We start from the raw sequence: 22,819 nt of genomic DNA, 5'->3' as shown, positions 1-22,819 counted from the left end.
TTGTTCCCATGCGCCTCAAGCGCCAACTACCCGACGTCAACGAGCTGAAGAACCTCATGCGCTTCGAAATGCCCACACTGGACCGCCGCGCTGCCCGCCTCGCGGAGGCCGCCGACGTGTGGGATCTGCGGCGCATCGCCAAGCGTCGCACGCCCAAGGCCGCTTTCGACTACGTCGATGGCGCCGCCCGCGACGAGATCACCTACCGCGAGTCCCGCTCCGTCTTCGCCGACGTGCGCCTCATGCCCAACGTGCTGGCCGGCGCCGAGCGCTGCGAGCTGGCCACCAACATCGCCGGCGAGCCTTCCGCCTTGCCCTTCGGCTTGGCACCCACCGGCTTTACCCGCTTCATGCACGCCGAGGGCGAGGACGCCGGCGCCGCCGCGGCCACCAAGGCTGGCATCCCCTTCGCGCTGTCCACCATGGGTACCCGCTCCATCGAGGAGGTCGCTGAGTCCTCCGGGCCGGGGCGCCGCTGGTTCCAGCTCTACCTGTGGAAGGACCACGAGGCGTGCCGCCAGCTCATGGAGCGCGCAGCGGCCTCCGGCTACGACGCCCTGCTGGTTACCGTGGACACCCCGGTGGCCGGCCAGCGCCTGCGCGATACCCGCAACGGCATGCGCATCCCGCCGCGCCTGACCGCCGGCACCGTCTTTGACGCCGCCTGGCGCCCGGAGTGGTGGTTCAACTTCCTTACCACCGATCCCGTTACCTTCGCCTCCCTGACCTCCACCACCGGCACCCTGGGGGACCTGGTCAACACCATGTTTGACCCGGCGCTCAACTTCGATGACCTGGCGTGGATCCGCGAGCACTGGAAGGGCCAGCTCTTTGTCAAGGGCATCGTCAACCCGGCTGACGCCCGCAAGGTCGTAGACTTGGGCGCCGATGGCATCGTGGTCTCCTCCCACGGCGGGCGCCAGCTCGACCGCGTGGTCAACACCCTGCAGGCCCTCGAGGAGGTGCGCGCGGAGGTCGGGCCCGACGTGGAGATCATCTACGATTCGGGCGTGATGTCCGGCTTCGATATCGCCATCGCCCTGGCGCTGGGCGCGGACTTCGTGCTCATCGGCCGCGCCTACCTCTACGGCCTCATGGCCGGCGGGCAGGAGGGCGTCGAGCGCGTCATCGAGCTGCTCAGCGCCGAGCTGAAGAACTGCCTGCAGCTGCTTGGCGTGCGCGACGTCTCTGAGATCTCCCGCCATCACGTGCGCACACCGTGGGATAAGGACTCCCGCGCCCTCGCTTAAGACCTGGCCCAAAAGCTCTAGAAGCTCTAGCGCTAGGAGCGCAGCTCGGGGTCTAAGATGGCACACTATGCCCGAAGGTGATTCCGTACTCCAGCTCTCCCAGCGCCTGCAGTTCATGGTGGGCCGGGAGGTCACGGCGGCGTCGATAAGAGTGCCCCGCTACGCCACGGTGCACCTGGAAGGGCGCACGTGTAGCCAGGTTTGGCCCTACGGCAAGCACCTCTTCATGGCCTTCGAGCGCCCGGGCTATGAGGAGCTCATCGTCCACACTCACCTGAAAATGGAGGGTCAGTGGGCCATCCACCGGGCGGGCCAGCGCTGGCGCAAGCCGGGCCACAGCGCGCGCATCGTGCTGCAGCTTGCCGGCACCCCCGGTGACATCGAGGTGGTCGGCCACTGGCTGGGCTTCGTCGAGGTCTATCCGGCGCGCGACTACGAGCAGCGCGTGGGCCACCTCGGCCCCGACATCCTGGCGCCCGAATGGAACGAGGGCGGGCGCGAGGAAGCCATCGCGCGCATCGTGTCCCGCCCGCAGCGCAGTATCGGCGCGGCGCTGTTGGATCAGCGCAATCTGGCCGGAATTGGCAACGAATACCGCGCGGAGGTTTGCTTTCTCGCGGGCATCCACCCAGCCGAGCAGGTCGGGCGCGTGGACGTGGCCCAGGTGGTGGACATTGCCAGGCGGATCATGTGGGCCAACCGCGATGCCCCGGTGCGCGTGACCACCGGCGTGCGCAGGGCCGGGGAGACCACCTACGTCTTTGGCCGCAACAACGCGCGCTGCCGGCGCTGCGGCACGCCGATTCTCAAGTCCGTCCTAGGCGGTGTGGACGCCGGCGGCGACGAAGGAGAACTGGAAAGAATCATCTGGTGGTGCCCGCACTGCCAGCCGGAACCCGCCGCATAGCCCCAGCGTAGCCCCTCATAGCCCTAGCCACCGGCTGCATCCCGGGGTAGCGTAGCCAGCATGAAGACTCTGCTCAACATCCTGTGGTTAATCACCGGTGGCCTGGCACTGGCCGCCAGCTACTTCCTCTTCGGACTCATCGCCTGCATTTTTGTGGTCACCATCCCGGCGGGCGTGGCCTCCTTCCGCATGGCGCGCTTTGCGCTGTGGCCCTTCGGGCGCTCCGTCATCCAGCCTACGAAGGGCACGGGCAGCATGTCCGTGGTGGGCAACGTCATCTGGTTCATCGTGGCGGGCATGTGGCTGGCTGTCGGCCACATCACCACGGCGGCGGCACAGGCCGTGACCATCATTGGCCTTCCGCTGGCCTGGGCCAACATCAAGATGATTCCGATTACCTGCTTCCCCTTCGGCCGCAAGATCACCAAGACGGACCAGGTTCCCGTTGGCTGGGAGCCGATGGTCCGTCTCTAGAGTTGGCTGGCGTCAGCAGGCTAGCGGTTAACTAGCGGTTGGCGCGGTACCAACCAATGAGGGCGTCGGTAGACGCGTCGCCGGAGTCGGCCTCCTGCTGGCCGGACACCGCCGGGGCGAGGTCATTGGCCTGTTGCTTTCCTAGCTCCACGCCCCACTGATCGAAGGAATTGATATCCCAGATGATGCCCTGGGTGAACACGATGTGCTCGTAGAGCGCGATGAGCGCGCCCAGGGTCTGCGGGGTGAGCTCCTCGGCCAGAATGGTGGTGGTGGGGCGGTTGCCCGGCATGACCTTGTGCGGAACCACGGCCGGATCCACGCCCTCGGCGGCGATCTCCTCGGCGGTCTTGCCAAAGGCCAGCACCTTGGTCTGCGCGAAGAAATTGCCCATGAGCAGATCGTGCATCGAGCCGGTGCCATCAGCAGTGGGGAAGTCCTCCTTCGGCCGGGCAAAGCCGATGAAGTCCGCCGGGATGAGGCGGGTGCCCTGGTGCATGAGCTGGAAGAAGGCGTGCTGGCCGTTGGTGCCCGGCTCGCCCCAGTAGATCTCGCCGGTGCCGGTGGTCACCGCGGTGCCGTCGCGGCGCACGGACTTGCCATTGGACTCCATGGTCAGCTGCTGCAGGTAGGCCGGGAAGCGCCCCAGATCTTCAGAGTAGGGCAGCACCGCGTGGGTCTGCGCACCAAAGAAGTTGGAGTACCACACACCCAGCAGGCCCATGAGCACCGGCACGTTCTGCTCCAGCGGGGTGGTGCGGAAGTGCTCGTCCATGGCGTGGAAGCCCTCGAGGAAGCGCATGAAGTCCAGCGGGCCGATGGTGCACATCAGTGACAGCCCGATGGCGGAGGACACCGAGTAGCGCCCGCCCACCCAGTTCCAGAAACCGAACATGTTCTCCGGGTCGATACCGAACTCGGCGACCTTCTCCGCGTTGGTGGACACCGCGACGAAGTGCTTGGCGACGGCCGACTCATCACCGTCGAACTGCTCCAGCAGCCAGCGGCGGGCGGCGTGGGCGTTGGTGAGAGTCTCCTGGGTGGTGAAGGTCTTGGAGGCCACGATGAACAGGGTGGAGCCGGCGTCGAGGCCATCGAGGGTGGCAGCCATATCGGCGGGATCGACGTTGGAGACGAACTCCGCGGAGATGCCGGCCACCTCGTAGCTGCGCAGCGCCTTGGCGGCCATGGCCGGGCCGAGATCGGAGCCGCCGATGCCGATGTTGACCACCTTTTTGATGGTGTGGCCGGTGTGGCCCAGCCACTTGCCGGAGCGCAGTGCGGTGGCGAAGTCGCGCATGCGGCCGAGCACCTCGTGCACGTCGGCGGCGACGTCCTGGCCGTCGACGCAGAGATCCTTATCCGCCGGCAGGCGCAGGGCGGTGTGCAGGACAGCGCGATCTTCGGTGTTGTTGAGGTGCTCGCCGGCGAACATGGCGTCGCGGCGGCCTTCGACGTCGGCAGCGCGCGCAAGCTCGACGAGGGCGGCGAGCACGTCGGCGTCGATCAGGTTCTTCGACAGGTCCACGTGAAGCCCGGCGGCGTCGAACGTGTAGTTCGCGGCACGCGCGGAATCGGAGCCAAAAAGCTCACGCAGGTTGAGGTTCTTCTTCTCCTCAAAAAGCTGCGTGAGCTGGTTCCACTGTGGCTGTGCGGTGATGTCCATTACGAAGGCCTTTCTGGCAGAGTGCAGACACGGTTGTACTTTTTCTACCGTAGTCGACATCGCTGCCGCACGCCGTGGGCGTTGGCGCTAGCCTAGGCGGCCGCGGCCCAAGCGCAGCAGTGCCTGCGCGATGGTGGGGCCTTCGTCCCCGAGCTCGTCGCGGAACTCGTTGAGGATGGCGATCTCGCGGGTGTGCACCAGGCGGGTGCCACCGGACTGCATGCGGGTCTTGCCAATGGTGCGCGAGATAGTGGTGCGGCGCTTGATGGCGTCGAGGATGACGCGGTCCAGCCGGTTGATCTCCTCGCGATAACGCTGAATCTCCGCATCCGAGAGGGGATCATCGGTGCCGGAGGGCATGCGGATGCGCAGTCCGTTATCCACCACGTTGGGATCATGGTGCTCGCCGGCCGTCTGCTCGCCGCCCGGCTGGTCTGCGCGGGAAATATTGTCAGCGTCCATAAGGGATGATTGTGCCACCGACCGGCCCAAAAGGGAATTCTTCCCGCGCCCAAGTCAGCTGTTCACCGGCAGTGAGTGAGCAACGATCAAGCAACGAGCAAGCAACGGGCAAGCAACGGGCAAGCTGCGAATCAGGAATGTCCGGAGCGCCTAGTAGGTTGGAAGGCACTATGAATAACGCGTCACCTTTTTCTCCTCGCCCTGGTTCCTCTCAGCCGAATAATTCGCAGCCTCAGTCTGCGCAGCCCGATCTCTTCGGCGGCTTCGGCGCGCCGCGGGGTGCTGCTTCTGCCTCGCCTGCGCAGGACGGTGCGGTGCAGGGCACTCAGTTTGTGCAGGACCCCGCCACCCCGCCGCAGGAGGATCCGCTCACGGAGGGGCTCAACCCCCAGCAGCTGGAGGCCGTGACCCACACTGGCTCCCCGCTGCTCATTGTGGCTGGCGCGGGTTCGGGCAAGACGGCTGTGCTGACGCGGCGCATCGCCTTCCTCATGCGCGAGCGCGGTGTGGCGCCCTGGGAGATTCTGGCAATTACCTTCACCAACAAGGCCGCGGCGGAGATGAAGGAACGCGTGGGCCAGCTGGTGGGGCCAGTGGCCGAGCGCATGTGGGTCTCCACCTTCCACTCCATCTGCGTGCGCATCTTGCGCAACAACGCGCAGCTCGTGCCGGGGCTTAACACCAATTTCTCCATCTATGACGGCGATGACGCGCGCCGCCTGCTCACCATGATTGCCAAGGAGATGCAGCTGGACCTTAAGAAGTTCAGCGCTCGCGTGCTGGCCAACCAGATTTCGAACCACAAGAATGAGCTGGTCTCCCCGGACGTAGCCCTGGCGGAGGCGGAGAAGACCAAGAACCCCTTCGAGCTCACCGTGGCGAAGGTCTACGCGGAATACCAGCGCCGCCTGCGCGCGGCAAACGCGGTGGACTTCGATGACTTGATCGGTGAGGTCGTGCGTATTTTCCGCGAGTACCCGCAGGTGGTGGAGTTCTACCGGCGCCGTTTCAAGCACGTGCTGATTGACGAGTATCAGGACACCAACCACGCCCAGTACGCCCTGGTCTCCGCACTAGTGGGCAGGGGAGAGCTGGCGCCGGATGCCCCGGAGCTGTGTGTGGTGGGTGACTCGGACCAGTCCATCTACGCCTTCCGCGGTGCGACGATCCGCAACATCCAGGAGTTCGAGCGCGATTACCCGCAGGCCCACACCATCCTTCTGGAGCAGAACTACCGCTCCACGCAAACCATCCTCAACGCGGCCAACGCGGTGATTGCGAAGAACGAGGGCCGCCGGGAGAAGAACCTGTGGACCGCCCACGGCGAGGGCGAGAAGATCGTGGGCTACGTGGCCGATAACGAGCACGACGAGGCGCGTTTCATCGCCTCGGAGATCGATGCGCTGGCGGATAAGGGCTACAGCTACTCCGATATCGCGGTGATGTACCGCACCAACAACGCCTCGCGCGCGCTGGAGGATATCTTCGTGCGCTCGGGCATTCCCTACAAGGTGGTCGGCGGAACTCGCTTCTACGAGCGCCGTGAGATCCGGGATATGGTGGCCTACCTGCGCATCGTGGACAATCCGGACGATACCGTGAGCCTGCGGCGCATCATCAACGTGCCCAAGCGTGCCATCGGCGATAAGGCGCAGGGGCAGATCGCGCTGCATGCGGAGACGATGGGCATTAGCTTTGGCAAGGCGCTGCGCGATGCCGCCGCCGGCAACGTGGCGGGCCTGGGCACGCGCGCTGTGAACGCGGTGAGCAAGTTCAACGAGATGATGGACGGCATTCAGGCTCAGCTGCCGGGCATGATCAACGAGGTCACCGGCCAGCCAGATCTGGGGGAGCTGCTTAACTCGCTTCTCGACGCCACCGGCTACCGCGCCGAGCTGGAAAACTCCAACGATCCGCAGGATGGCGCGCGCTTGGACAACCTCAACGAGTTGGTTTCTGTGGCCCGCGAGTTCAGCTCCGATGCCGCAAACCAAATGGCCTTCAGCGGTGCCGATGCAGAAGAGATGCCGCAGCTGGCAGAGGGCGAAGCCCTGCCCGGCTCGTTGCAGGCATTCTTGGAAAAGGTATCCCTGGTGGCTGACGCCGATCAGATTCCGGACCAGGAATCCGGCGTGGTGACGCTCATGACTCTGCACACGGCCAAGGGCCTGGAGTTTCCCGTGGTGTTCTTGACCGGCTGGGAGGACGGCCAGTTCCCGCACATGCGCTCGCTCGGTGACCCGAAGGAGCTCAGTGAGGAACGCCGCCTGGCCTACGTCGGCATCACGCGTGCGCGCCAGCGCCTGTACCTGACTCGCGCGATTCTTCGCTCGTCCTGGGGAAATCCCTTGACGAATCCCGCCAGTCGCTTCCTCGCCGAGGTCCCTGAGGACCTCATCGACTGGCGCCGCGAAGAACCGGACAGTCAGCTCTCCGGCGCATGGGGCGGTGGTGATTCTTACCAGTACGGCCGCTCGTATGGCTCTGATTGGTCGGGGTGGGGCAGGACCTCCCCGCGCGCTACGTCTTCCCCTTCACAGCGCACGCGAAAGCCTGCTTCCTCGACGTCGATGCCTAAGAACAAGCAGCTTGATTTAGTTGTGGGGGACCATGTCAACCACGCCAAGTACGGGCTGGGCAAGGTCATTGAAGCCTCCGGCTCCGGGGCGCGAGCCACCGTCACCGTTGACTTCGGTTCTGCGGGCAAGGTCCGGCTCATGCTCATCGGCGGAGTGCCGATGGAAAAGCTCTAGATGCTAATTCCGCGCTCTGCGAACCACTGAACCGGGTCCACGGCGTTGCCGCCGCCAGGGTGGATCTCAAAGTGCAGGTGTGGGCCGGTGGAGTAGCCCTCGTTGCCGATAACAGAAATCTGCTCCCCGGCACGGACCTTGTCGCCCACGTTGACCATGAGCTGATCACCAGGCATGTGGCCGTAGACTGCCACGGAGCCGTCGACGTGCTGTACGCGGATCCAGTGGCCGAAGCCCTGGGCCGGGCCGGCCTCGATGACCTCGCCGTCCATGACGGAGTAGATCGGGGTGCCGATGGGATTAGCGACGTCGATTCCGTTGTGGAAGGAACCCCAACGCGGGCCGAAACCGGAGGTAAACGTGCCGGAGGTCGGAAAGACCACGGTGTTGCCCTCCGCGTCGGTGCTGCGCACCGGAGTGAGCCCGGAGTGATCACCCTGGGGCTTGAAGGCATCAGCCAGACCCGGGATGGTCGAAGGATCTAGAACGATGGTCATCGCGCCATTGTTGTTCTTGAACTCCGGGGCGGCCGCGCCGTTGAGAACGCCCGCCGCGGAGGTGGCCAGGCCAAAGAAGGCATCAATGAGTTCGGAGTTGGAGCCGGTGGTCACCGTCGGCTCAGAGGAGCCGTCGGAGACGTCGACGCTCGCCGCGGGCTCGGCGGCAAAGGCAGGAGCTCCCAGGGTGGCGACAAGGCTGGCGCTGACTGCTGCTGCGGCCAGCGCGATGCGCTTGCGTGCGCTCGGGGTGCGCTTCATAACAATTGAGTCCTTTTCATGACGGTGCATGGTTGGGGGCTTCGTAGCCTCTGTGGCCACTAGCGCGGACGCGACACGCCGGGAAAGGACATTCCACGGATATGCGCCGGCTTGTGGCAACGAGATAAAGGTATCCATACCCGTGCCGCGGCGCAATCCCTGAAATTGCAGGTAGATGCGGGTGTTGTTCGAAAATTCATCGAACACGCCTGCATGTTGCAGATGTTACTAATGTGACCAGAGTGACGACTGTAAAGTACTGCTTTAGCCAGCGGGGGTGCCCCCTGGGGGTGGGACTACACCAGCGCGCGGCTCTCACCATGGCGAAGATCCGCGATGTTGTCCTCTTTGCGCGCCGGGCTAGTCAGCCAGGAGATCCCCGCGGCAAGAATAGGCGCCACGAGTGCCGCGCCGAAGAGCCACCAATCAAAGGAGAAATAATCTCGGTTGCTCAGCCCGGGCCGCGCGGGCTGGAAGAGTTCCACCGGCGGAGCTGTGAGGAGGAACGCTGCTGCATGCCCAACGAGCACACCAGCCAGAAGCGCGGAAAATCCCACGAGCCAGGTCTGCCAGGCTGCGGCGGAGCGAAGAAGGGATGGATTGGCGCCCACGGAGTACAGTACGAGTTCATCGCGGCGAGTGGTGTGGGCCTGGTAGGCCATGAGCAAACTCAGCAGCGCAAGACTGACGAGGCCAAGGCCCACGCCGGGAAGAAAATCCATGTCCCCGTCGTCATAGCTGGCGTAGATGGCGCTGAGCATAGCTTGGGAGTGTAGCGAGATGGCGTCGTCGAGCAGGGCTCGCTCAGCGCGAGTGGGCCGGTGTGCAAAATCGAGGATGGTGCCCACGTGCTCAGCCTTCATACCTAGCTCACGGGCTGCTTCGGGGCTGATGAGGATGGTATCGCGGGCAAGCGTAGACATCGCCTCGGTGATAGGCAGCGTCTTCGTGGTCGAGCCTTTCGGAGTGGCGTTCGGTCCCACATAGCGGTGTGCCGTGACCGAGCCCGAGGTCTTGCCGTGGAGGTGGCTGTTGTGGGCGAGTACGATGCCGCCCTCGCGCAGAGTGCGCGCTGCGGCCTGACGGTCCTCCTCCGTGGGGAAGGACCACGGCCCAAGCTCCGAGGCGCTGACCTGCACCATATGGCTTTCAGAAAGCAGGGGGTGAGCGGAAAAGGAAGTGAGCATTTCGTGCGCGCATTCCGCGCGGGCCTCGGGCGAGTCCTTCGTGCTGCGCCCGTGCATATCGATGAATTCTGCGCGTTCGACGGCCGCATCTCCTTGTTGGGTGCACTGGAAATCGAATTCTGTCTCGAGCTCATAGCTTTCCGTGCTCTCGGGGACTTCGGGGGAGTAGCGGACATCCGGGAAGGCGTCGAGGGGGTAGGCAGCGCCCGCTACGATGCCGAGTGCCGCCTGGCTAGCCTCGTTCTCCCACGAGTGCACATCTGTGCCCCATTCGTCCTCAAAATAGGGGCGCAGCAGCGCAGCGCTGTCCGAGCCCACTGCGAGCTCCTCTGCCCGCCAGCGGGCGTTATCCGTCGAGAGAACGGAATACCAGGTGGTCAGCGCGAAGCTACCCATGAGCAACGCCAACGCAAGGGAAACACTCTTGGTGCCCTGCCTGCCAAGCTGGCGTCCGGCGAGGCGCACTGGGAGTGGGCCTCGTGCTGCGAGCTGAGCGACGCCCACCACGAGCGCTGGGGTGGACGCGGCCAACGCTAGTAGCCAGAAGGGCGCGCCATAGGTAGCGGCTGAATAGCCCACGTCCGTAAAGCTCAGACACGCGACAACGATGAGCAAAAGCGGGCCGATGGCCATCCACGCTCGCCAACGAAGGATGTGCCCCTGGCCCGCACCAGCCATGGAGGCAGAGAGTGCGCGGCGTGCAGCGAGCACGGCAGGGCCGAAGGCGAGCAGGGTGGACAGAACGACAATGACCAGCCAGCACCATCCCGCCCAGGCCCACGGTATGACTGGGTGGACTGCGGGGAACAGGATGTGCCACACGAGGTAGGACAGCGCCACACCGCTGAGCACGCCCACGGTTGCGCCGAGGAGGCCTAGGAGGAATCCATAGGCGGTAACCGCGGCGATGATGTGCCGTGGCTGAGCGCCCTGGCTGGCCATGAGCGCATAGAGGCGGCTATGCCGGCCTGCGGCCAGAGTAAAGACGGGGGAAAGTACCGCGAGTACCAGGATGATGATCACGGAATAAGCCAGAAGGCTGGCGGCGATCAATCCGAAAGCATAGGACCACGCTTCGCCGTCGGAAGGGAGGGAGGAATCTGCAATCTGCCCATCCCAGATCTCGATTCCCTGGCGCTGTGCTGCGTCGATGGTGGCCTGGTCAAGGGCGGTATTACCCACCAGTGACCACGTGGCCAGACGTGGATTCTCGTGGAGAAAATCACTGCTTGCGATCACCGGTGCGGTAGCAACAACCACGTCTCCGGGGATTGTTCCCGCAATTGTGGCCTTGCTGGCCTCGCTAAAACGCGAATGTACGGTGACCGTATCGCCGGTGCGCAGGTTGAGCTCACGGGCTAGCTTGCGGGGTAGAAGGACATCACCAGGGTGTAGGTCGAAGCTGCGCAGGATTTCTTCTGCCTCAGCGGGCGGGTGCTGGGCGTCGAATTGAGTGGCGGAGTTAAGCGTCCGGCTCGTGCCGTCGGGCAGGCTGAGGCTCGTGCCCGTAGCGTTGAGGATGGGGGTGGCTGAAAGCCCCTCGGGGAGCACGTCAGCAAAGTCTCGAGCGGCGCCTTCGGTGCTGTGTTCCTGCTGCACCGTGATGGTGCGTAGTGGGGCGGACAGACTCCGGGCGTAATTATCGGCGTGGTACCACAGCCCCGCGCCGGCGATAAGTGCAGCCGGAATGGCAATGAGTAACAGGATTAAGAAAAGGCTTTTCGGAGAAGTACGCAGCTCCCGCCGGGTGGGGCGGGTGGCGGCGGCCAGTGCAGTCAGGTGGGACATGGTTTAGGCTCCTTCGCCGCTCAAAATGCCGTCACGGAGCATGACCACGCGGTCAGCCCAGGCGGCAAAGCGGGGTTCGTGGGTGACAAGCAGTCCGCAGGCGCCGGCATCGATGCGTGAACGCAGGACCTTCATGACGGTGTTGCCAGTCGCGGTGTCGAGAGCGCCGGTGGGTTCATCCGCCAGCAGCACCGAGCGCGGTCCGATGAGTGCGCGGGCAATCGCCACGCGCTGCGCCTGACCGCCGGAGATCTCCTCTGGGAAGCGATCCGCAAGGCCGGTCAGGCCCACCTCTTCCAGCGCGGTATCGGCGGCGGCTGCACACTCGGCAGGGGAGACGCCGTCTAGCTCGAGGGGGAGGGTGATGTTCTCACCCACGGTCAGAGCGGCAATCAAGTTGTAATCCTGAAAGACAAAGCCCAGGTGCTTGCGGCGTATCTCGGCGGCCTTGGAGCGGGAGAGCTGCGAGGCATCCGCGCCCCGCACAAGTACCCGCCCAGAGGTAGGCGCCTGCAGCAACCCGGCCACGTTGAGCAGGGTGGACTTGCCGGCGCCGGACGGGCCCATGACGGCGACGAGCTCGCCGGGGGAGAGCTGCAGGCAGACCTCGTGCAGAGCCGTGACGCGCCGGGAGCCGCGGCCAAAGACACAGGTGACCTTCTCTAGCTCGAGGGGGAAAGGCATGTGGGAGGTCATGATGTTGGCTCCGATTCGGATGAGGTGGGTTGGGACAGTGATTCTGCGCGGTCGAGCCAGCGGCTGAGTGACTCCAGCTCAAAGATTTGGCGCTCCACCGCAAGCCGCTGTGCGCAGCGGGTCTCCGGTAGTTGGGAAGCCTGCTGGTTGAGCTCGCGCAATTGGCGCAGGGTAGCAAAGCGTTGGGTGTCGAGCACTGCGATGACGTCGACGTCACTGCGCTGGGCGGCGAGCGTGACCTTGAGAACGAGCTCATCGCGTTCGATGGTGGCTTTCTCAGTGGCGGAGGTCCACCAGCGGCGAAGCTCCTCGGCTCCCGCGGGTGAGATGGCGTAACTGGTGGCTCGCCGGCCGGTGGGGCCGGTGACCTCGCCTGCGGTGGTGATGAGCTCGTCGCGCTCGAGGCGGCTCAGTGTCTGGGCTACCTGCCCGATGTTGAGCGGCCACACCCCGCCCATGGCCTCAGCGAAGCGCTGCTGAATGTGGCTGGCGGTGGCGGGCTGCTCGCTGAGCAGGGCTAGCACCGAATGTTTGATTGGCATGGTCACCTCCTCCTTGGAGGTAGAACGTGGCGCAAAGGCTCTGGGTGTGCACGTGGAAGTGGACAACGTAGGGGTTGGCGTTAGCCCAGGCAGGCCGGGTGCATACCGGGTAACTAGCGCTAAGGTTACTGGGTAAGCATTGTGGCGTCAAGAGTGCTGCGCTAGATGAATACGCGCTGAAAACGGGAAGGTTCGATGTAGCCCCTGAAGGTATGCATGCCCGTTGAGGGGTGGGGAAGTCCGCTCGCGCAGCGCGCCGGGCCATGCAACGAATCAGCCATGCAGCGAATCAAGCCATGCAACGAATCAAGCAGAGCGGCGCAAAGCGAGCAATACAAAGGGCGGCCCAGCTTTTCAACTGAACCGCCCTGCAGGAAGGAAAGAAAAAGTCAGTGCTTAGACGTTGATACCGCGCTCTGCCAGCCACGGAACCGGGTCCACAGCGCGCTGGCCGGAGGGGTGAATCTCGAAGTGAAGGTGGGTGCCGGTGGAAAAGCCCATGTTGCCCATGCCGGCGATCTTCTGGCCGGCGGTCACGCGCTCGCCCACGGCGACGTCCAAGGTCTCCATGTGGCCGTAGACGCTCATGGAGCCGTCATCGTGCTTGATGCGGATCCACTGGCCGTAGCCGGAGGCCGGGCCGGAGTCGATGACGGTGCCGTCCATCACGGCATTGATCGGTGTGCCATTGGAGTTGGCGATGTCAATGCCAGAGTGGAAGGAGCCCCAGCGCGGGCCGAAGGGGGAGGTGAGGGTGCCCTCTGCCGGCAGTGCGACGGAGGGGGCGCGGTTGGCGCGGTCTTCCTCAGCGCGGGCGTCGGCAGCCTGCACGGCCTTGTCCAGCTGCGCGGCGAGATCGATAACCGGCTTGTCCTCCGCGACGGCGAGGATCTGCGGCGCTGCTGCAGCGGCGTCCTCGACGGCAGTCTGTGCATCCTTCAGCGGATCGGAATCGGCCTTCAGGGCGAAGTTCACAGTCTGGGTCTTGGTGGCACCGGCGTTGTCGGTCTGAATGTTGGCGGCAGCAGCGCCACCCACACCGGCAGAGGAGACTGCGCCAGCGGCAACAGTCATCAGCGCGAGACGACCCTTCGCGGTCTGCGAGGAGGTGATCTTGCGGTGGCGACCTGCGCTCCGCTGAGTCTTGCTTCGCATTCGTACTTCTTCCGTTCTTTAACAATCGCGCCGTTTCTGCCAGCGTTACGTGTTCTCGGGCTTAGTTACGCGATTGTGACCTTCCTGTTACCAACGGAATGTAACAGTAGCGTCTCGAAAAAGTCAGGGCAACCCGCATTGACTGTTTTTTATCGCTTCGCGGCGCAGGCTGCTTCATCGTCTGCACCAGAATAGCCTTTGTCGTGCGATAACTAAGGAGCACCGTGATTGTGCTCGCATAAATAAATTTTGTCGCGCCTCGTCAGCGGGGCTAGAGGTGGGGAAACGCGTGTGACGAGAGGGAAGAAATTAAAGTATCGGCCGCGCCGCCCCAAGAAGTGCCTGCTGCCGTGGCAAAGTGGACGCGATGAACAAAAACACCAGTCCTCAATCGCGGTCGGCTTCGCGCCAGCGCGCACACGTGCGTGGACGCAATGGCTCGGCCACCTCGGCGTCGGCTCAGCGCATCGCGCATCGGGCTGGTGCCCAGGCCAAGGCACGCCGCGCACCCGCCCCCACCACCATGGCCGGGCGCATACGCCGCATGCTTTCCACCGTGGGCGTCCCACACGCCGTGGTCATCCTCGGTGTGCTGGTTATCGCCCTGGCAACCCTGCTGCTGACCTCCTCGCCGATGGCCTGGCTGCCCACCATCGTGGCCCAGGCCTGGATGGTCTTTAACCTCGCCCCGGTTTCTGCCGGCGGCATCACCATCGGATTCGTTCCCCTGCTCCCCGCCGCGCTCTTGGGCGCTTTGGTTGCCGCCCGCGTGCGCGCCGCGGTCAAACATAAGGTAAGCATTAACGATCTACTGGTGCTCCTCGCCTGCGTACTGGGTGTGCCCACGGTGCTCACCGTCATTGCCTGGCTCATGCTCTGGGATGCCGGCAAGGTCTACGACGTCTCACCGGCCCCGCTGTGGTCCGCCCTGCCGCGCATGCTGCTGCTGCACGCCTGCGCGCTCATCCTGGGCATGGGCTCGCGCCTGTGGAAGGCCCTGGCCAAACGCTTTGGTGTGCCACGCGTGCTTGTCGACGCCTCCCGCACCGGCCTGCTCTACCTAGGCGGCGTTCTTGCTGCGGGTGCGGTGCTGGTGCTCATCATGTGGGTGGTGGGCCTGGGCCGCCAGTCTGAGATGTTTGCCGAGTACCCCGTCATCGATGGACTGGGCAAGACCGTGCTTTTCTTGCTGAGCATCCTCTACCTGCCCAACGCCGCCGTGGGCGCCGGCGCGATCCTGGGCGGTTCCGAGTTTCATATCGGCGCTGACAGCAGCATCAGCCTCTTTAGCGCGCACAGTGTTCCGCTGCCGCCGCTGCCGCTGGCCGCGGCCGTGCCGGGTTCGGTGGCGCCGTGGGCGGTTGTCCTGCTCGCCCTGCCCGCTGTGGCCGCCGGCGTGGCCTTCTATCAGCAACGCCAGCGCGTGGATCTGGCTTTTCTAGGCACCGCCACGCTCAGCGCCGCTGTGGGTACGGCTGTGCTGTCCTTCTTCGCCGGCGGCGAGCTGGGCTTCTACGGAAGCACCGGGCCGACGCTGTGGACAGCCACCGGCCTGCTGGCGCTGTGGTGCCTGGTGGTCGGCGGCGGCTTCTGGGTGGCCAACCTCGTGAGCGCGTGGCGCCTGGGCCGGGAGGCGAACGCCGCTGCAGCAGCAGAGAAGCAGGCAGAGGCGGAAGCACAAGCTGAGGCAGTAGCGGACGCTGATGCCGAAACCGAAGCAGAAGCAGACGCTGAAACTGATGCCGAGATTATCGATGGCGAGACCGTCGACGAAGAAACCGAGGACCCTGATGCTGAGGAGTCAGAGGCTGAGGAGGGCGTCGCCAAGCCAGCAGCAAAGACCGAGCCGGAAGAAGAGCCGGACTCTGACCCAAATGCTGAGCCCGAATCTGCGGCCGCCGCGGACGGCGAGGGGGAGAACGATGAGGAGCAATTGCCCAAGGGGGAGGGTTAAGGACTAGGCTATAGCGCGTGACTTCACCGCTTAAGCCCACCGCCAATCCTCTTGACGTTGTTGTTCTGGTATCCGGAACCGGCTCGCTGCTGCAGGCCATCCTTGATGCCCAGGATGATCACTATCGTGTGGTCAAGGTTGTCGCGGACGTGCCCTGCAAGGGCATTGAGCGTGCGCGCGCGGCGTCGATCCCCGTAGAGGTTGTGGACATGGGTGCCGACCGCACCGAATGGAATACTCGTCTGGTTGCTGCAGTGGATGCTGCGGCACCAGACGTTGTTGTTTCTGCCGGGTTCATGAAGATTCTCGGCCCGGATTTCCTCGACCGCTTCGAAGGGCGCACCATCAACACCCACCCGGCGCTGCTTCCCTCCTTCAAGGGAGCGCACGGCGTGCGTGACGCACTGGACTACGGCGTCAAGGTCACAGGCTCCACCGTCCACTTCGTTGATGCCGGCGTGGATACCGGCTCGATCATCGCTCAGGAGGCCGTCGCCGTTGAACCCGGCGATGATGAAGCCAGCCTGCACGAGCGCATCAAGGTTGTGGAACGTCAACTCATCGTCAAGGTTCTGCGCGCCGCCCGTGTGGAAGGCTCGACGCTGAGCATTCAGCTCTAATCACCGATAGCTCTCAACACCGTTTCAGGAAGGCAATCTCTGCACCATGAGTGAAGACCGTAAATCCATTAAGCGTGCGCTCATCAGCGTCTATGACAAGACTGGTCTTGAGGATCTGGCACGTGCTCTCGACGCCGCCGGCGTAGAGATCGTCTCGACCGGTTCCACCGCGTCCAAGATCGCAGCCCTAGGCATCAACGTTACCCCGGTTGACCAGGTCACCGGCTTCCCGGAGTGCCTGGAGGGCCGAGTGAAGACCCTGCATCCCAAGGTGCACGCCGGCATCCTTGCTGACACACGCAAGGAGGATCACCTGGCACAGCTTAAGGAGCTCGAGGTGGAGCCCTTCCAGTTGGTCGTGGTGAACCTGTACCCCTTCCGTGAGACCGTGGCCTCCGGCGCGGACTTCGATGGCTGCGTGGAGCAGATCGACATCGGAGGCCCCTCCATGGTGCGCGCCGCCGCTAAGAACCACCCCTCCGTGGCCGTGGTGGTGGATCCGGCCCGCTACGGTGACGTCGCCGAGGCCGTGAGCAACGGCGGTTTCACCCTCGAGCAGCGCCGCGAGCTGGCCCGCGACGCCTTCCTGCACACCGCTGACTACGATGCCGCTGTGTCCAGCTGGTTTGTGGAGCAGCTCGGCGGCGAGGGCGCGACGAGCCCCCTGCGCTACGGTGAGAACTCCCACCAGTCCGCGTCACTGACCCGCATCGGCACCACGGGCCTGGCCAACGCCACGCAGCTCAATGGCAAGGAAATGTCTTACAACAACTACCAGGACGCCGACGCCGCCTGGCGCGCCGCCTGGGATCACGAGCGCCCCTGCGTGGCCATCATCAAGCACGCTAACCCCTGCGGCATCGCCGTGTCCGATGAATCCATCGCCGCCGCTCACCGCGCTGCGCACGCCTGCGACCCGATGTCCGCCTTCGGCGGTGTCATCGCCGTTAACCGCGAGGTCAGCGTTGAGATGGCCGAGCAGGTCAAGGACATCTTCACCGAGGTCATCGTGGCTCCGTCCTACGAGGAGGGCGCCGTGGAGATCCTCAAGGCCAAGAAGAACCTGCGCATCCTGGTTGCGGAGTACGAGGCACCCACTACCGAGAAGAAGTTCATCTCCGGCGGCATGCTGGAGCAGGAGCCGGACACCTACCAGGCCGAGGGCGACAAGCCGGAGAACTGGCAGCTGGTGGCCGGTGAGGCCCTCTCCACCGAGGATCTGGCGCAGCTGGAGTTTGCATGGCGCTCCGTGCGTGCGGTGAAGTCCAACGCCATCCTGCTGGCCAAGGACAACGCCACCGTGGGCGTGGGCATGGGCCAGGTCAACCGCGTTGATTCCGCCAAGCTGGCCGTCGAGCGCGCTAACACGCTGGCCGAGGGCGCCAACCGCACTGAGGGCTCCTTCGCGGCCTCCGACGCCTTCTTCCCCTTCGCCGATGGCCTGGAGGTGCTTCTCGACGCCGGCGTCAAGGCCGTGGTTCAGCCCGGTGGTTCCATCCGCGACGAAGAGGTCATTGCTGCCGCGCAGAAGGCAGGCGTGACGATGTACCTGACCGGTACCCGCCACTTCTTCCACTAGTCGCTGCTGCCACCGGGCGCCTCCTCGCTGGGGGAGGCGGACTCCGAGGTGCTGGTGCCCGCGCCGGCGGGCTCCTCGCGGTTGAGCACGAAGAAGCTGCCGAAGCCAACGAGCACCACCGCGACGATCACCCCGGCGATCTGCGCGGCGATGGCCCCGCTAAACAGCCCCGAGCCCTTCGGGGGAGTCGGCGCCTGATAGGAGGGCTGCTGCCCAATCGGCGGCATCCCGGGCGGGGGAGTGGGCGCGGAGTTGCCAAAGCCTGGGTTCTGATTGGAGGGACCACTGGGAAAAGTCATGGCGGTAACGGGCCTTTCACGTCACGGTTGAGCAGGTGTGCAGGAAGAGAGGTACCGGGTGAGCACAGCGCGGGCGGGGCTCAAGCGCACTATGACACAACATAGCGTGTGCGCTGTGGGGTGCGCAGTGCAGGCGCGCTTTTTACTTTTCCTCACTACAGTGAGCGCAGATAGGTCCGGATCCGCGGCTAATGTAGTGAGGAAAAGTCAAAAACAGCCTCTAGCCAGCGCGTGCTGTGCGATAATTATCCGGATTCTTCAGGACCAGCCGGAAAAGAGGCGGCGTGGTCGGTGACACGGAAACGGAGGCCCGTGGTGGCTGGTGACAATCAAGGCGGCGGTTCGGGCAATGGCTTTGGCGGGCCCACCGGGCCAAACTCCTGGCAGCAGCCGTCCCCGCAGCAGCCGCAGCGGCCCAACACCCACCCGGAGACCACCAGCTTCGGGCCGGTAGGCCCCGACAACGGCCAGCAGCGCAACCCCTTCGAGGGCCCGGAGCAGTTCGGTGCCACGCCCATGTATCAGAACCAAGGGCCCGCGGCCCAGTACGCCGGTCAGTACGCACAGCCGCCCGCGCAGAAGACCTCGATGGCACCGATCATCGCGGCAATCGTTGTGGTGCTTCTGCTACTCATCGGCGGAGGCGTGGGGGCTTACTTCATCTTTGGCAAGAGCTCCGGTTCCCAGGACGCCTCCGCACCGATGAGCACGCAGGCTCCGGCCAACACAGGGGATGGCTCCTCTGATTCGGAGAACACGACCACAAAGCGTGAGCCCACCACCAGCAAGGCGGAGTCTCGCCCCGAGTATCCCTCGCTGCCCGGCTACGCGGTGGCCGCCAACGAGTCTGCTCGCTCCAACAAGCCGGGCGGGGACTTCAACAACGTCTACATGGGCTCGAGTGTGACCTCGGAACCCTTCGCCAACGCCGTGCGCGATGCCTACGTGCGCCACTACCTGGACACCGAGGAACTAGACGCGACCCTCGATGTTTTCAGCACGGTGACCGGTCAAACATACACCATGAGCTGCCGTGACAATGGCAAGTACGTCACCTGCACCGGCGGCAATAACGCGATTGTCTACATCGTTTAGCAGGTGGACATGACTCACAACCGCATTTTTCGCCCACGCCTTGTAGCCGCTGTGGCCACGTGCGCAACACTTGCACTCAGCGCTTGTACCATCGGCGATGTGAATCCAGACGATGCCGCAGGCGGCTCGCAGACCGGAGACTTCCCGCCGGCCACGCCGAGCTCCCTGGCCAACCCCGAGGGGCCGCTGCCCACCATCGACGGGGAAGTGCGCGCCCCGGGCAAAGAATCTCATGACGCAGCCGTGCCCCCACCTGGAGCAGTTCACGGGGCTCAGCGGGCGCTCGAGGCGGCAGTGGACAAAGTCAGCGCCCAGTATTCGGGCACACTCGGAGTGGCGGTGGCAGGTGCCGGGCAGGTCTATTCCGCGGGCTCGGACGCGCCGTTGACCGCGTGGTCCACCTCCAAGGTCCCGGTGGCCATCGCCGCCCAGCGCGCGGGCGTGGCCGATGCCGCGCTGGTCTCCCAGGCCATCACCTACTCCGATAACGCCGCCGCGGAGTCCCTGTGGTCTGCGCTCGGCGGCGGGCAGACGGCGGCTACTGCCACCGAAGCCGTGCTTGGCGATGCCTCCCTCAGCCTCACCGTCCCCGCCGAGATCAGCCGCCCGGGCTTTAGCGCTTACGGGCAAACACAGTGGTCCGTTCCGGATCAGGCGCGCTTTGCCTCGAATCTGCGCTGCTTGAGCGGATCCGAGCAGGTGGTGCAGGCCATGGGTCAGCAGGACCCTGCACAGGCCTATGGCCTGGGAAGCCTCGACGGTGCGATGAAGAAGGGCGGCTGGGGCCCGGATGCCGCGGGTCGCTATGAGGCGCGCCAGATGGGCGTGGTGCAGCTGGGCGGGCACGAGGTGGCGCTTGCCGTCTATGCCAGCGCGGCCGATGGAAGCTACGGGCAGGCCCAGGCTATGCTCACGGCACTCGTACAGGAGTTGGCCGCGGCCAAGGTGGCCTGGCCCAGCCCACAGTGCTGATGTACACAGTGCTGATGGATCCAGTGTTGTTCTAAGGCTGTTGGACCCTACTTCTTGGTGGCGGCCTTGGCCTTCTTCGCGTCGCTCTTCTTGCGGTCCGCGGCAGCCGCGGCCGCAGCGGAGATGGAGTCGTTGCGGTTCTTGAGCAGCTCCAGGGTGTTTTCCTCAGCGTTCTCGGGCGGGGTGGTGCCGAGGACGGCGAGGGCGGCGTCGGCAAGCATGGCGGCCAGGCTCGGGACGCGCTGGGAGGCATCGAAGGGTGGGGTGCCGTCATTGGGGCGCATCTCGATGACGGAGAGCGCGATGTGGAAGGGCAGCTCGATGCGCGGATCGGAGTTGCCCACGATCTCCGCGCCGGCGTTGCGGAAGTGGGCCTGAAGCTTATCGCGCTGCTCGTGGTACTCGCCGAACTCCGGAGAGTTAGCCACCGGCAGCTGGTAGAGCCGGCCGACGTTCCAGGCGGAGGTCAGCAGAAGGCGCGACTCCGCGGCCACCAAGGACCACAGGCGCTGCTCGGGGGTGGCGTCGGACTGCGCCAGTTCCTCGGCCAGCTCAAGAGAAGGCTCGATGGTGGAGTTGAGCAGTGTTAAGAAGATCTCGGTCTTCGAGGGGAAGTGGTAATACAGCGAGGCTTGGCGGATGCCCACGGCGTCGGCGATTTGGTGCGTGGAGGTCATCGCGAAACCCTGGGTGGTAAACAGCTCGGAGGAGGCGTCGAGGATCTCCTCGCGGGCGGTGCTGCCGCGACGGCGCGGGCTGTTCTTGCGGGGCCTTCCTACGGTTCCTGCCATTGCTGCGCGCCTCCTTGGGTGTGAGTTCGAAGAGTCAGAGTTCGTACTTGCTGAGATAGTGTAGTCAACCTAAACATCGTACTTCCTAGCATGCGGCGCGACTAATTCTTTGCCTCTGGGGACTTTGATTCTGGGGCCTTTGCCTCTGGGGCGTTTGTGTCTGGGGTCGCTGCGTGACGGGCAGCCAGCGCGCCGCACACCGCGGACACCGAGCGGCAGGCCGAACCATAGGCGGAGCGGTAGAGCGGCGGCAGGGAGCCCAGTGTGGTGGCCTGCGCGGCCATGCCCTCGTTCCACTGCGCCAGCTCCAGGGCAAGCCCGGTGGCCCAGGCCAGTTGCAGGGCCTCGGCTTCGTCCTCGGCGAGCAGCTCGCGGGCCACGCCAATGGCCAGCCGGTCCACCGTGGACTGGGACTCCGGGCAGGCCCAGCGGGCGATGGCGGCAATCGGGGCCAGCAGCGTGCGGTGGACGTCAGCCTCAGCCTGCGGATCAGGCAGACCGTCCACCAGCGAGAGGGTGTGCGGGCGCAGTGCCAAGGCAGCCTCCAAAAGCGCGGCGGTGTCTTCTGCGCTGACGGCTAAACCAGCGTCGGCACGGGTGGTCGGATCCTCAGCCACCGAGTGGCCGTCCAGGTTGACGTCCTCCAGCAGGGCCTCCAGCTCGGGGTCCTTGCCCAGCCAGGTGATGGGCATGGATGGCAGGAGGTCGCCGCGGGCGGCCGCGCCGGTTAAGCGCACAGGGCTGCCCAGGCCGTGGGAGCGGACGATGTCAGTGACCACGCGGGAGAACCACGAGGCCAGCTCCAGCTCGTTGGTGCGGTGCGCGTAGGCATTGCGAACGAGATCCTGGGATTCAGCCAACAGCCCCCGCGCCGTGGCGGGGGACTGGCAGTGGGCAGCAAGCTCACTGAGGTCTGTCAGCGACTCGTGCAAAGCCATGCGTTAAACAACCTTTCACCAGATAGATAAACAATATGATTCAATGTAGCACCGGCCGCGTGCTGGGGGCAGTACCGCTTCAAAGAAGCGGGGGTGTGGTCCGGGATGCGAGGTAGAAAACGAGCAATGCCGCCCTCCCGATAATTGGGAGAGCGGCACAGGTTTGCTCTTTTACCGTGTCACTAAGGCCAGCGGCAAAAGTGCGCTGTTGAAACCCGGCTAGTGTTTAGCGGGAAGTGAACGGCAGGAGAGCCATTTCGCGTGCGTTCTTGACGGCGGTAGCAACCTGACGCTGCTGCTGCGGGGTCAGACCGGTCACGCGGCGAGAGCGGATCTTGCCGCGGTCGGAGATGAACAGACGCAGGGTCTTGACTTCCTTGTAGTCAACGGTCTCGATGCCCTCAGCCTTCAAAGGGTTCTTCTTCGGGCGGCGAGACTGTTCCATGCGGAACTTCTTCTGGTTATTGCGCTTCGTAGCCATTGTGCAGTTACCCCTTTACCAGCTGGACTTACGAACGCCCGGCAGCTCACCACGGTGAGCCATGCCGCGCATACGGACACGGGACAGGCCGAACTTGCGGAGGTAACCGCGCGGGCGGCCATCAGCCGAGTCGCGGTTACGGATGCGGGAGCGGGAGGCATCGCGCGGCTGGCGGTTCAGCTCGAACTGTGCCTCGAGGCGCTCCTCATCCGGGGTGTTCGGGTTCTTGATGATTGCCTTGAGCTCAGCGCGACGCTCCGCGTAGCGGGCGACGATTTCCTTGCGCTGCTCGTTCTTGGCGATCTTAGACTTCTTAGCCATAGATTATCGCTCCTCGCGGAATTCGACGTGCTTGCGGACGATCGGATCGAACTTCTTCAGGGTGATGCGATCCGGATTGTTGCGCTTGTTCTTACGGGTCACGTAGGTGTAACCGGTGCCCGCAGTGGACT

22 protein-coding genes are annotated in these 22,819 nt (G+C 64.6%); 9 read left to right on the top strand and 13 right to left on the bottom strand.

Annotated elements, in window-relative coordinates; translation table 11 throughout:
• Window positions 1-8 precede the first annotated feature (8 nt).
• The 3 genes from Q4E25_RS08650 to Q4E25_RS08640 all read left to right on the top strand — a co-directional run bounded on the left by Q4E25_RS08650 (window position 9) and on the right by Q4E25_RS08640 (window position 2,631).
• The gene (locus Q4E25_RS08650; RefSeq protein WP_303156381.1) at window positions 9-1,250 is read left to right on the top strand and encodes an alpha-hydroxy acid oxidase; all 1,242 of its coding nucleotides are present in this window, start codon (window positions 9-11) and stop codon (window positions 1,248-1,250) included.
• A gap of 67 nt (window positions 1,251-1,317) precedes the next feature.
• On the top strand, window positions 1,318-2,157 hold the full coding sequence (locus tag Q4E25_RS08645) for a DNA-formamidopyrimidine glycosylase family protein (RefSeq protein WP_303156380.1): 840 nt from the start codon (window positions 1,318-1,320) through the stop codon (window positions 2,155-2,157).
• A gap of 60 nt (window positions 2,158-2,217) precedes the next feature.
• The gene (locus Q4E25_RS08640) at window positions 2,218-2,631 is read left to right on the top strand and encodes a YccF domain-containing protein (RefSeq protein ID WP_303156379.1); all 414 of its coding nucleotides are present in this window, start codon (window positions 2,218-2,220) and stop codon (window positions 2,629-2,631) included.
• A gap of 31 nt (window positions 2,632-2,662) precedes the next feature.
• Here the strand turns inward: Q4E25_RS08640 and pgi are convergent, their stop codons facing one another.
• Together pgi and Q4E25_RS08630 are read right to left on the bottom strand one after the other, a co-directional pair.
• Window positions 2,663-4,297 carry a glucose-6-phosphate isomerase gene (gene pgi / locus Q4E25_RS08635; RefSeq protein WP_303156378.1) on the bottom strand — a complete coding sequence of 545 codons (1,635 nt, stop codon included), beginning with the start codon at window positions 4,295-4,297 and terminating at the stop codon, window positions 2,663-2,665.
• A gap of 87 nt (window positions 4,298-4,384) precedes the next feature.
• Entirely contained in the window at window positions 4,385-4,759 is a 375-nt protein-coding gene (locus tag Q4E25_RS08630; protein WP_303156377.1) for a chorismate mutase, read from the bottom strand.
• Between the two features lie 170 nt (window positions 4,760-4,929).
• Here Q4E25_RS08630 and pcrA point away from each other — a divergent pair, with 170 nt between their 5' ends.
• Window positions 4,930-7,512 (top strand): DNA helicase PcrA, encoded by a 2,583-nt coding sequence (gene pcrA / locus Q4E25_RS08625; RefSeq protein ID WP_303156376.1) that lies wholly within the window; start codon window positions 4,930-4,932, stop codon window positions 7,510-7,512.
• Here the strand turns inward: pcrA and Q4E25_RS08620 are convergent.
• The 5 genes from Q4E25_RS08620 to Q4E25_RS08600 form a co-directional block, all read right to left on the bottom strand.
• Window positions 7,509-8,270 carry a M23 family metallopeptidase gene (locus tag Q4E25_RS08620; RefSeq protein ID WP_303156375.1) on the bottom strand — a complete coding sequence of 254 codons (762 nt, stop codon included), beginning with the start codon at window positions 8,268-8,270 and terminating at the stop codon, window positions 7,509-7,511. The two genes, pcrA and Q4E25_RS08620, sit on opposite strands and share 4 nt — an antisense overlap.
• A 296-nt stretch (window positions 8,271-8,566) precedes the next feature.
• Window positions 8,567-11,245, bottom strand: coding sequence for an FtsX-like permease family protein (locus Q4E25_RS08615; protein ID WP_303156374.1), 2,679 nt, complete (start codon window positions 11,243-11,245; stop codon window positions 8,567-8,569).
• 3 nt (window positions 11,246-11,248) lie between these two features.
• Window positions 11,249-11,941, bottom strand: coding sequence for an ABC transporter ATP-binding protein (locus Q4E25_RS08610; RefSeq protein ID WP_303156373.1), 693 nt, complete (start codon window positions 11,939-11,941; stop codon window positions 11,249-11,251).
• Entirely contained in the window at window positions 11,938-12,483 is a 546-nt protein-coding gene (locus Q4E25_RS08605) for a PadR family transcriptional regulator (RefSeq protein WP_303156372.1), read from the bottom strand. The genes Q4E25_RS08610 and Q4E25_RS08605 overlap by 4 nt, the downstream gene beginning before the upstream one ends.
• 396 nt (window positions 12,484-12,879) lie before the next feature.
• The gene (locus Q4E25_RS08600) at window positions 12,880-13,638 is read right to left on the bottom strand and encodes a M23 family metallopeptidase (protein ID WP_303156371.1); all 759 of its coding nucleotides are present in this window, start codon (window positions 13,636-13,638) and stop codon (window positions 12,880-12,882) included.
• Between the two features lie 421 nt (window positions 13,639-14,059).
• Here Q4E25_RS08600 and Q4E25_RS08595 point away from each other — a divergent pair, with 421 nt between their 5' ends.
• The 3 genes from Q4E25_RS08595 to purH are packed head-to-tail and all read left to right on the top strand — an operon-like array spanning window position 14,060 to window position 17,791.
• On the top strand, window positions 14,060-15,592 hold the full coding sequence (locus tag Q4E25_RS08595) for a DUF6350 family protein (RefSeq protein WP_303156370.1): 1,533 nt from the start codon (window positions 14,060-14,062) through the stop codon (window positions 15,590-15,592).
• Between the two features lie 17 nt (window positions 15,593-15,609).
• The gene (gene purN / locus Q4E25_RS08590; protein WP_303156369.1) at window positions 15,610-16,212 is read left to right on the top strand and encodes a phosphoribosylglycinamide formyltransferase; all 603 of its coding nucleotides are present in this window, start codon (window positions 15,610-15,612) and stop codon (window positions 16,210-16,212) included.
• A gap of 46 nt (window positions 16,213-16,258) precedes the next feature.
• Window positions 16,259-17,791 carry a bifunctional phosphoribosylaminoimidazolecarboxamide formyltransferase/IMP cyclohydrolase gene (gene purH / locus Q4E25_RS08585; RefSeq protein ID WP_303156368.1) on the top strand — a complete coding sequence of 511 codons (1,533 nt, stop codon included), beginning with the start codon at window positions 16,259-16,261 and terminating at the stop codon, window positions 17,789-17,791.
• Here the strand turns inward: purH and Q4E25_RS08580 are convergent.
• Entirely contained in the window at window positions 17,788-18,090 is a 303-nt protein-coding gene (locus Q4E25_RS08580) for a hypothetical protein (RefSeq protein WP_303156367.1), read from the bottom strand. The genes purH and Q4E25_RS08580 overlap by 4 nt on opposite strands.
• A gap of 315 nt (window positions 18,091-18,405) precedes the next feature.
• Here Q4E25_RS08580 and Q4E25_RS08575 point away from each other — a divergent pair, with 315 nt between their 5' ends.
• Together Q4E25_RS08575 and Q4E25_RS08570 are read left to right on the top strand one after the other, a co-directional pair.
• A complete protein-coding gene (locus Q4E25_RS08575) occupies window positions 18,406-19,185 on the top strand; it encodes a hypothetical protein (RefSeq protein WP_303156366.1) in 780 nt (259 codons plus the stop codon).
• A gap of 99 nt (window positions 19,186-19,284) precedes the next feature.
• Window positions 19,285-20,157, top strand: a complete 873-nt coding sequence (locus tag Q4E25_RS08570) for a hypothetical protein (RefSeq protein WP_303156365.1) — start codon at window positions 19,285-19,287, stop codon at window positions 20,155-20,157.
• Window positions 20,158-20,204: 47 nt separating this feature from the next.
• Here Q4E25_RS08570 and Q4E25_RS08565 read toward each other — a convergent pair whose 3' ends face one another.
• The 5 genes from Q4E25_RS08565 to rpmG all read right to left on the bottom strand — a co-directional run.
• Complete coding sequence (locus Q4E25_RS08565) at window positions 20,205-20,948, bottom strand: TetR/AcrR family transcriptional regulator (RefSeq protein ID WP_303156364.1); 744 nt, start codon at window positions 20,946-20,948, stop codon at window positions 20,205-20,207.
• 101 nt (window positions 20,949-21,049) lie between these two features.
• Window positions 21,050-21,886, bottom strand: coding sequence for a hypothetical protein (locus Q4E25_RS08560; protein WP_303156363.1), 837 nt, complete (start codon window positions 21,884-21,886; stop codon window positions 21,050-21,052).
• Between the two features lie 226 nt (window positions 21,887-22,112).
• Window positions 22,113-22,367: a 30S ribosomal protein S18 gene (gene rpsR, locus Q4E25_RS08555; protein ID WP_303156362.1), complete on the bottom strand. Its 255-nt coding sequence runs from the start codon at window positions 22,365-22,367 to the stop codon at window positions 22,113-22,115.
• 15 nt (window positions 22,368-22,382) lie between these two features.
• Window positions 22,383-22,688 (bottom strand): 30S ribosomal protein S14, encoded by a 306-nt coding sequence (gene rpsN, locus Q4E25_RS08550; RefSeq protein WP_303156361.1) that lies wholly within the window; start codon window positions 22,686-22,688, stop codon window positions 22,383-22,385.
• Window positions 22,689-22,691: 3 nt separating this feature from the next.
• The coding region (gene rpmG, locus Q4E25_RS08545; protein WP_303156421.1) for a 50S ribosomal protein L33 at window positions 22,692-22,819 on the bottom strand (128 nt) is incomplete at its 5' end.

Origin of the sequence: Corynebacterium sp. (assembly GCF_030532325.1) — a bacterium.
GTDB lineage: Bacteria > Actinomycetota > Actinomycetes > Mycobacteriales > Mycobacteriaceae > Corynebacterium.
Note: the sequence above shows the minus strand (reverse complement) of the source record. Positions and strands in the feature narration are given on the sequence as shown.

Excerpts from the sequence above, each read along its gene's own strand:
- Q4E25_RS08640 (WP_303156379.1), top strand. The coding sequence starts at position 2,218 with ATGAAGACTCTGCTCAACATCCTGTGGTTAATCACCGGTGGCCTGGCA.
- Q4E25_RS08620 (WP_303156375.1), bottom strand. The coding sequence starts at position 8,270 with ATGAAGCGCACCCCGAGCGCACGCAAGCGCATCGCGCTGGCCGCAGCA.
- Q4E25_RS08600 (WP_303156371.1), bottom strand. The coding sequence starts at position 13,638 with ATGCGAAGCAAGACTCAGCGGAGCGCAGGTCGCCACCGCAAGATCACC.
- pcrA (WP_303156376.1), top strand. The coding sequence starts at position 4,930 with ATGAATAACGCGTCACCTTTTTCTCCTCGCCCTGGTTCCTCTCAGCCG.
- Q4E25_RS08610 (WP_303156373.1), bottom strand. The coding sequence starts at position 11,941 with ATGACCTCCCACATGCCTTTCCCCCTCGAGCTAGAGAAGGTCACCTGT.
- rpsR (WP_303156362.1), bottom strand. The coding sequence starts at position 22,367 with ATGGCTACGAAGCGCAATAACCAGAAGAAGTTCCGCATGGAACAGTCT.
- Q4E25_RS08615 (WP_303156374.1), bottom strand. The coding sequence starts at position 11,245 with ATGTCCCACCTGACTGCACTGGCCGCCGCCACCCGCCCCACCCGGCGG.
- Q4E25_RS08565 (WP_303156364.1), bottom strand. The coding sequence starts at position 20,948 with ATGGCAGGAACCGTAGGAAGGCCCCGCAAGAACAGCCCGCGCCGTCGC.
- Q4E25_RS08645 (WP_303156380.1), top strand. The coding sequence starts at position 1,318 with ATGCCCGAAGGTGATTCCGTACTCCAGCTCTCCCAGCGCCTGCAGTTC.
- Q4E25_RS08560 (WP_303156363.1), bottom strand. The coding sequence starts at position 21,886 with ATGGCTTTGCACGAGTCGCTGACAGACCTCAGTGAGCTTGCTGCCCAC.
- Q4E25_RS08605 (WP_303156372.1), bottom strand. The coding sequence starts at position 12,483 with ATGCCAATCAAACATTCGGTGCTAGCCCTGCTCAGCGAGCAGCCCGCC.
- Q4E25_RS08630 (WP_303156377.1), bottom strand. The coding sequence starts at position 4,759 with ATGGACGCTGACAATATTTCCCGCGCAGACCAGCCGGGCGGCGAGCAG.
- pgi (WP_303156378.1), bottom strand. The coding sequence starts at position 4,297 with ATGGACATCACCGCACAGCCACAGTGGAACCAGCTCACGCAGCTTTTT.
- Q4E25_RS08650 (WP_303156381.1), top strand. The coding sequence starts at position 9 with ATGCGCCTCAAGCGCCAACTACCCGACGTCAACGAGCTGAAGAACCTC.
- rpsN (WP_303156361.1), bottom strand. The coding sequence starts at position 22,688 with ATGGCTAAGAAGTCTAAGATCGCCAAGAACGAGCAGCGCAAGGAAATC.
- Q4E25_RS08580 (WP_303156367.1), bottom strand. The coding sequence starts at position 18,090 with ATGACTTTTCCCAGTGGTCCCTCCAATCAGAACCCAGGCTTTGGCAAC.
- purH (WP_303156368.1), top strand. The coding sequence starts at position 16,259 with ATGAGTGAAGACCGTAAATCCATTAAGCGTGCGCTCATCAGCGTCTAT.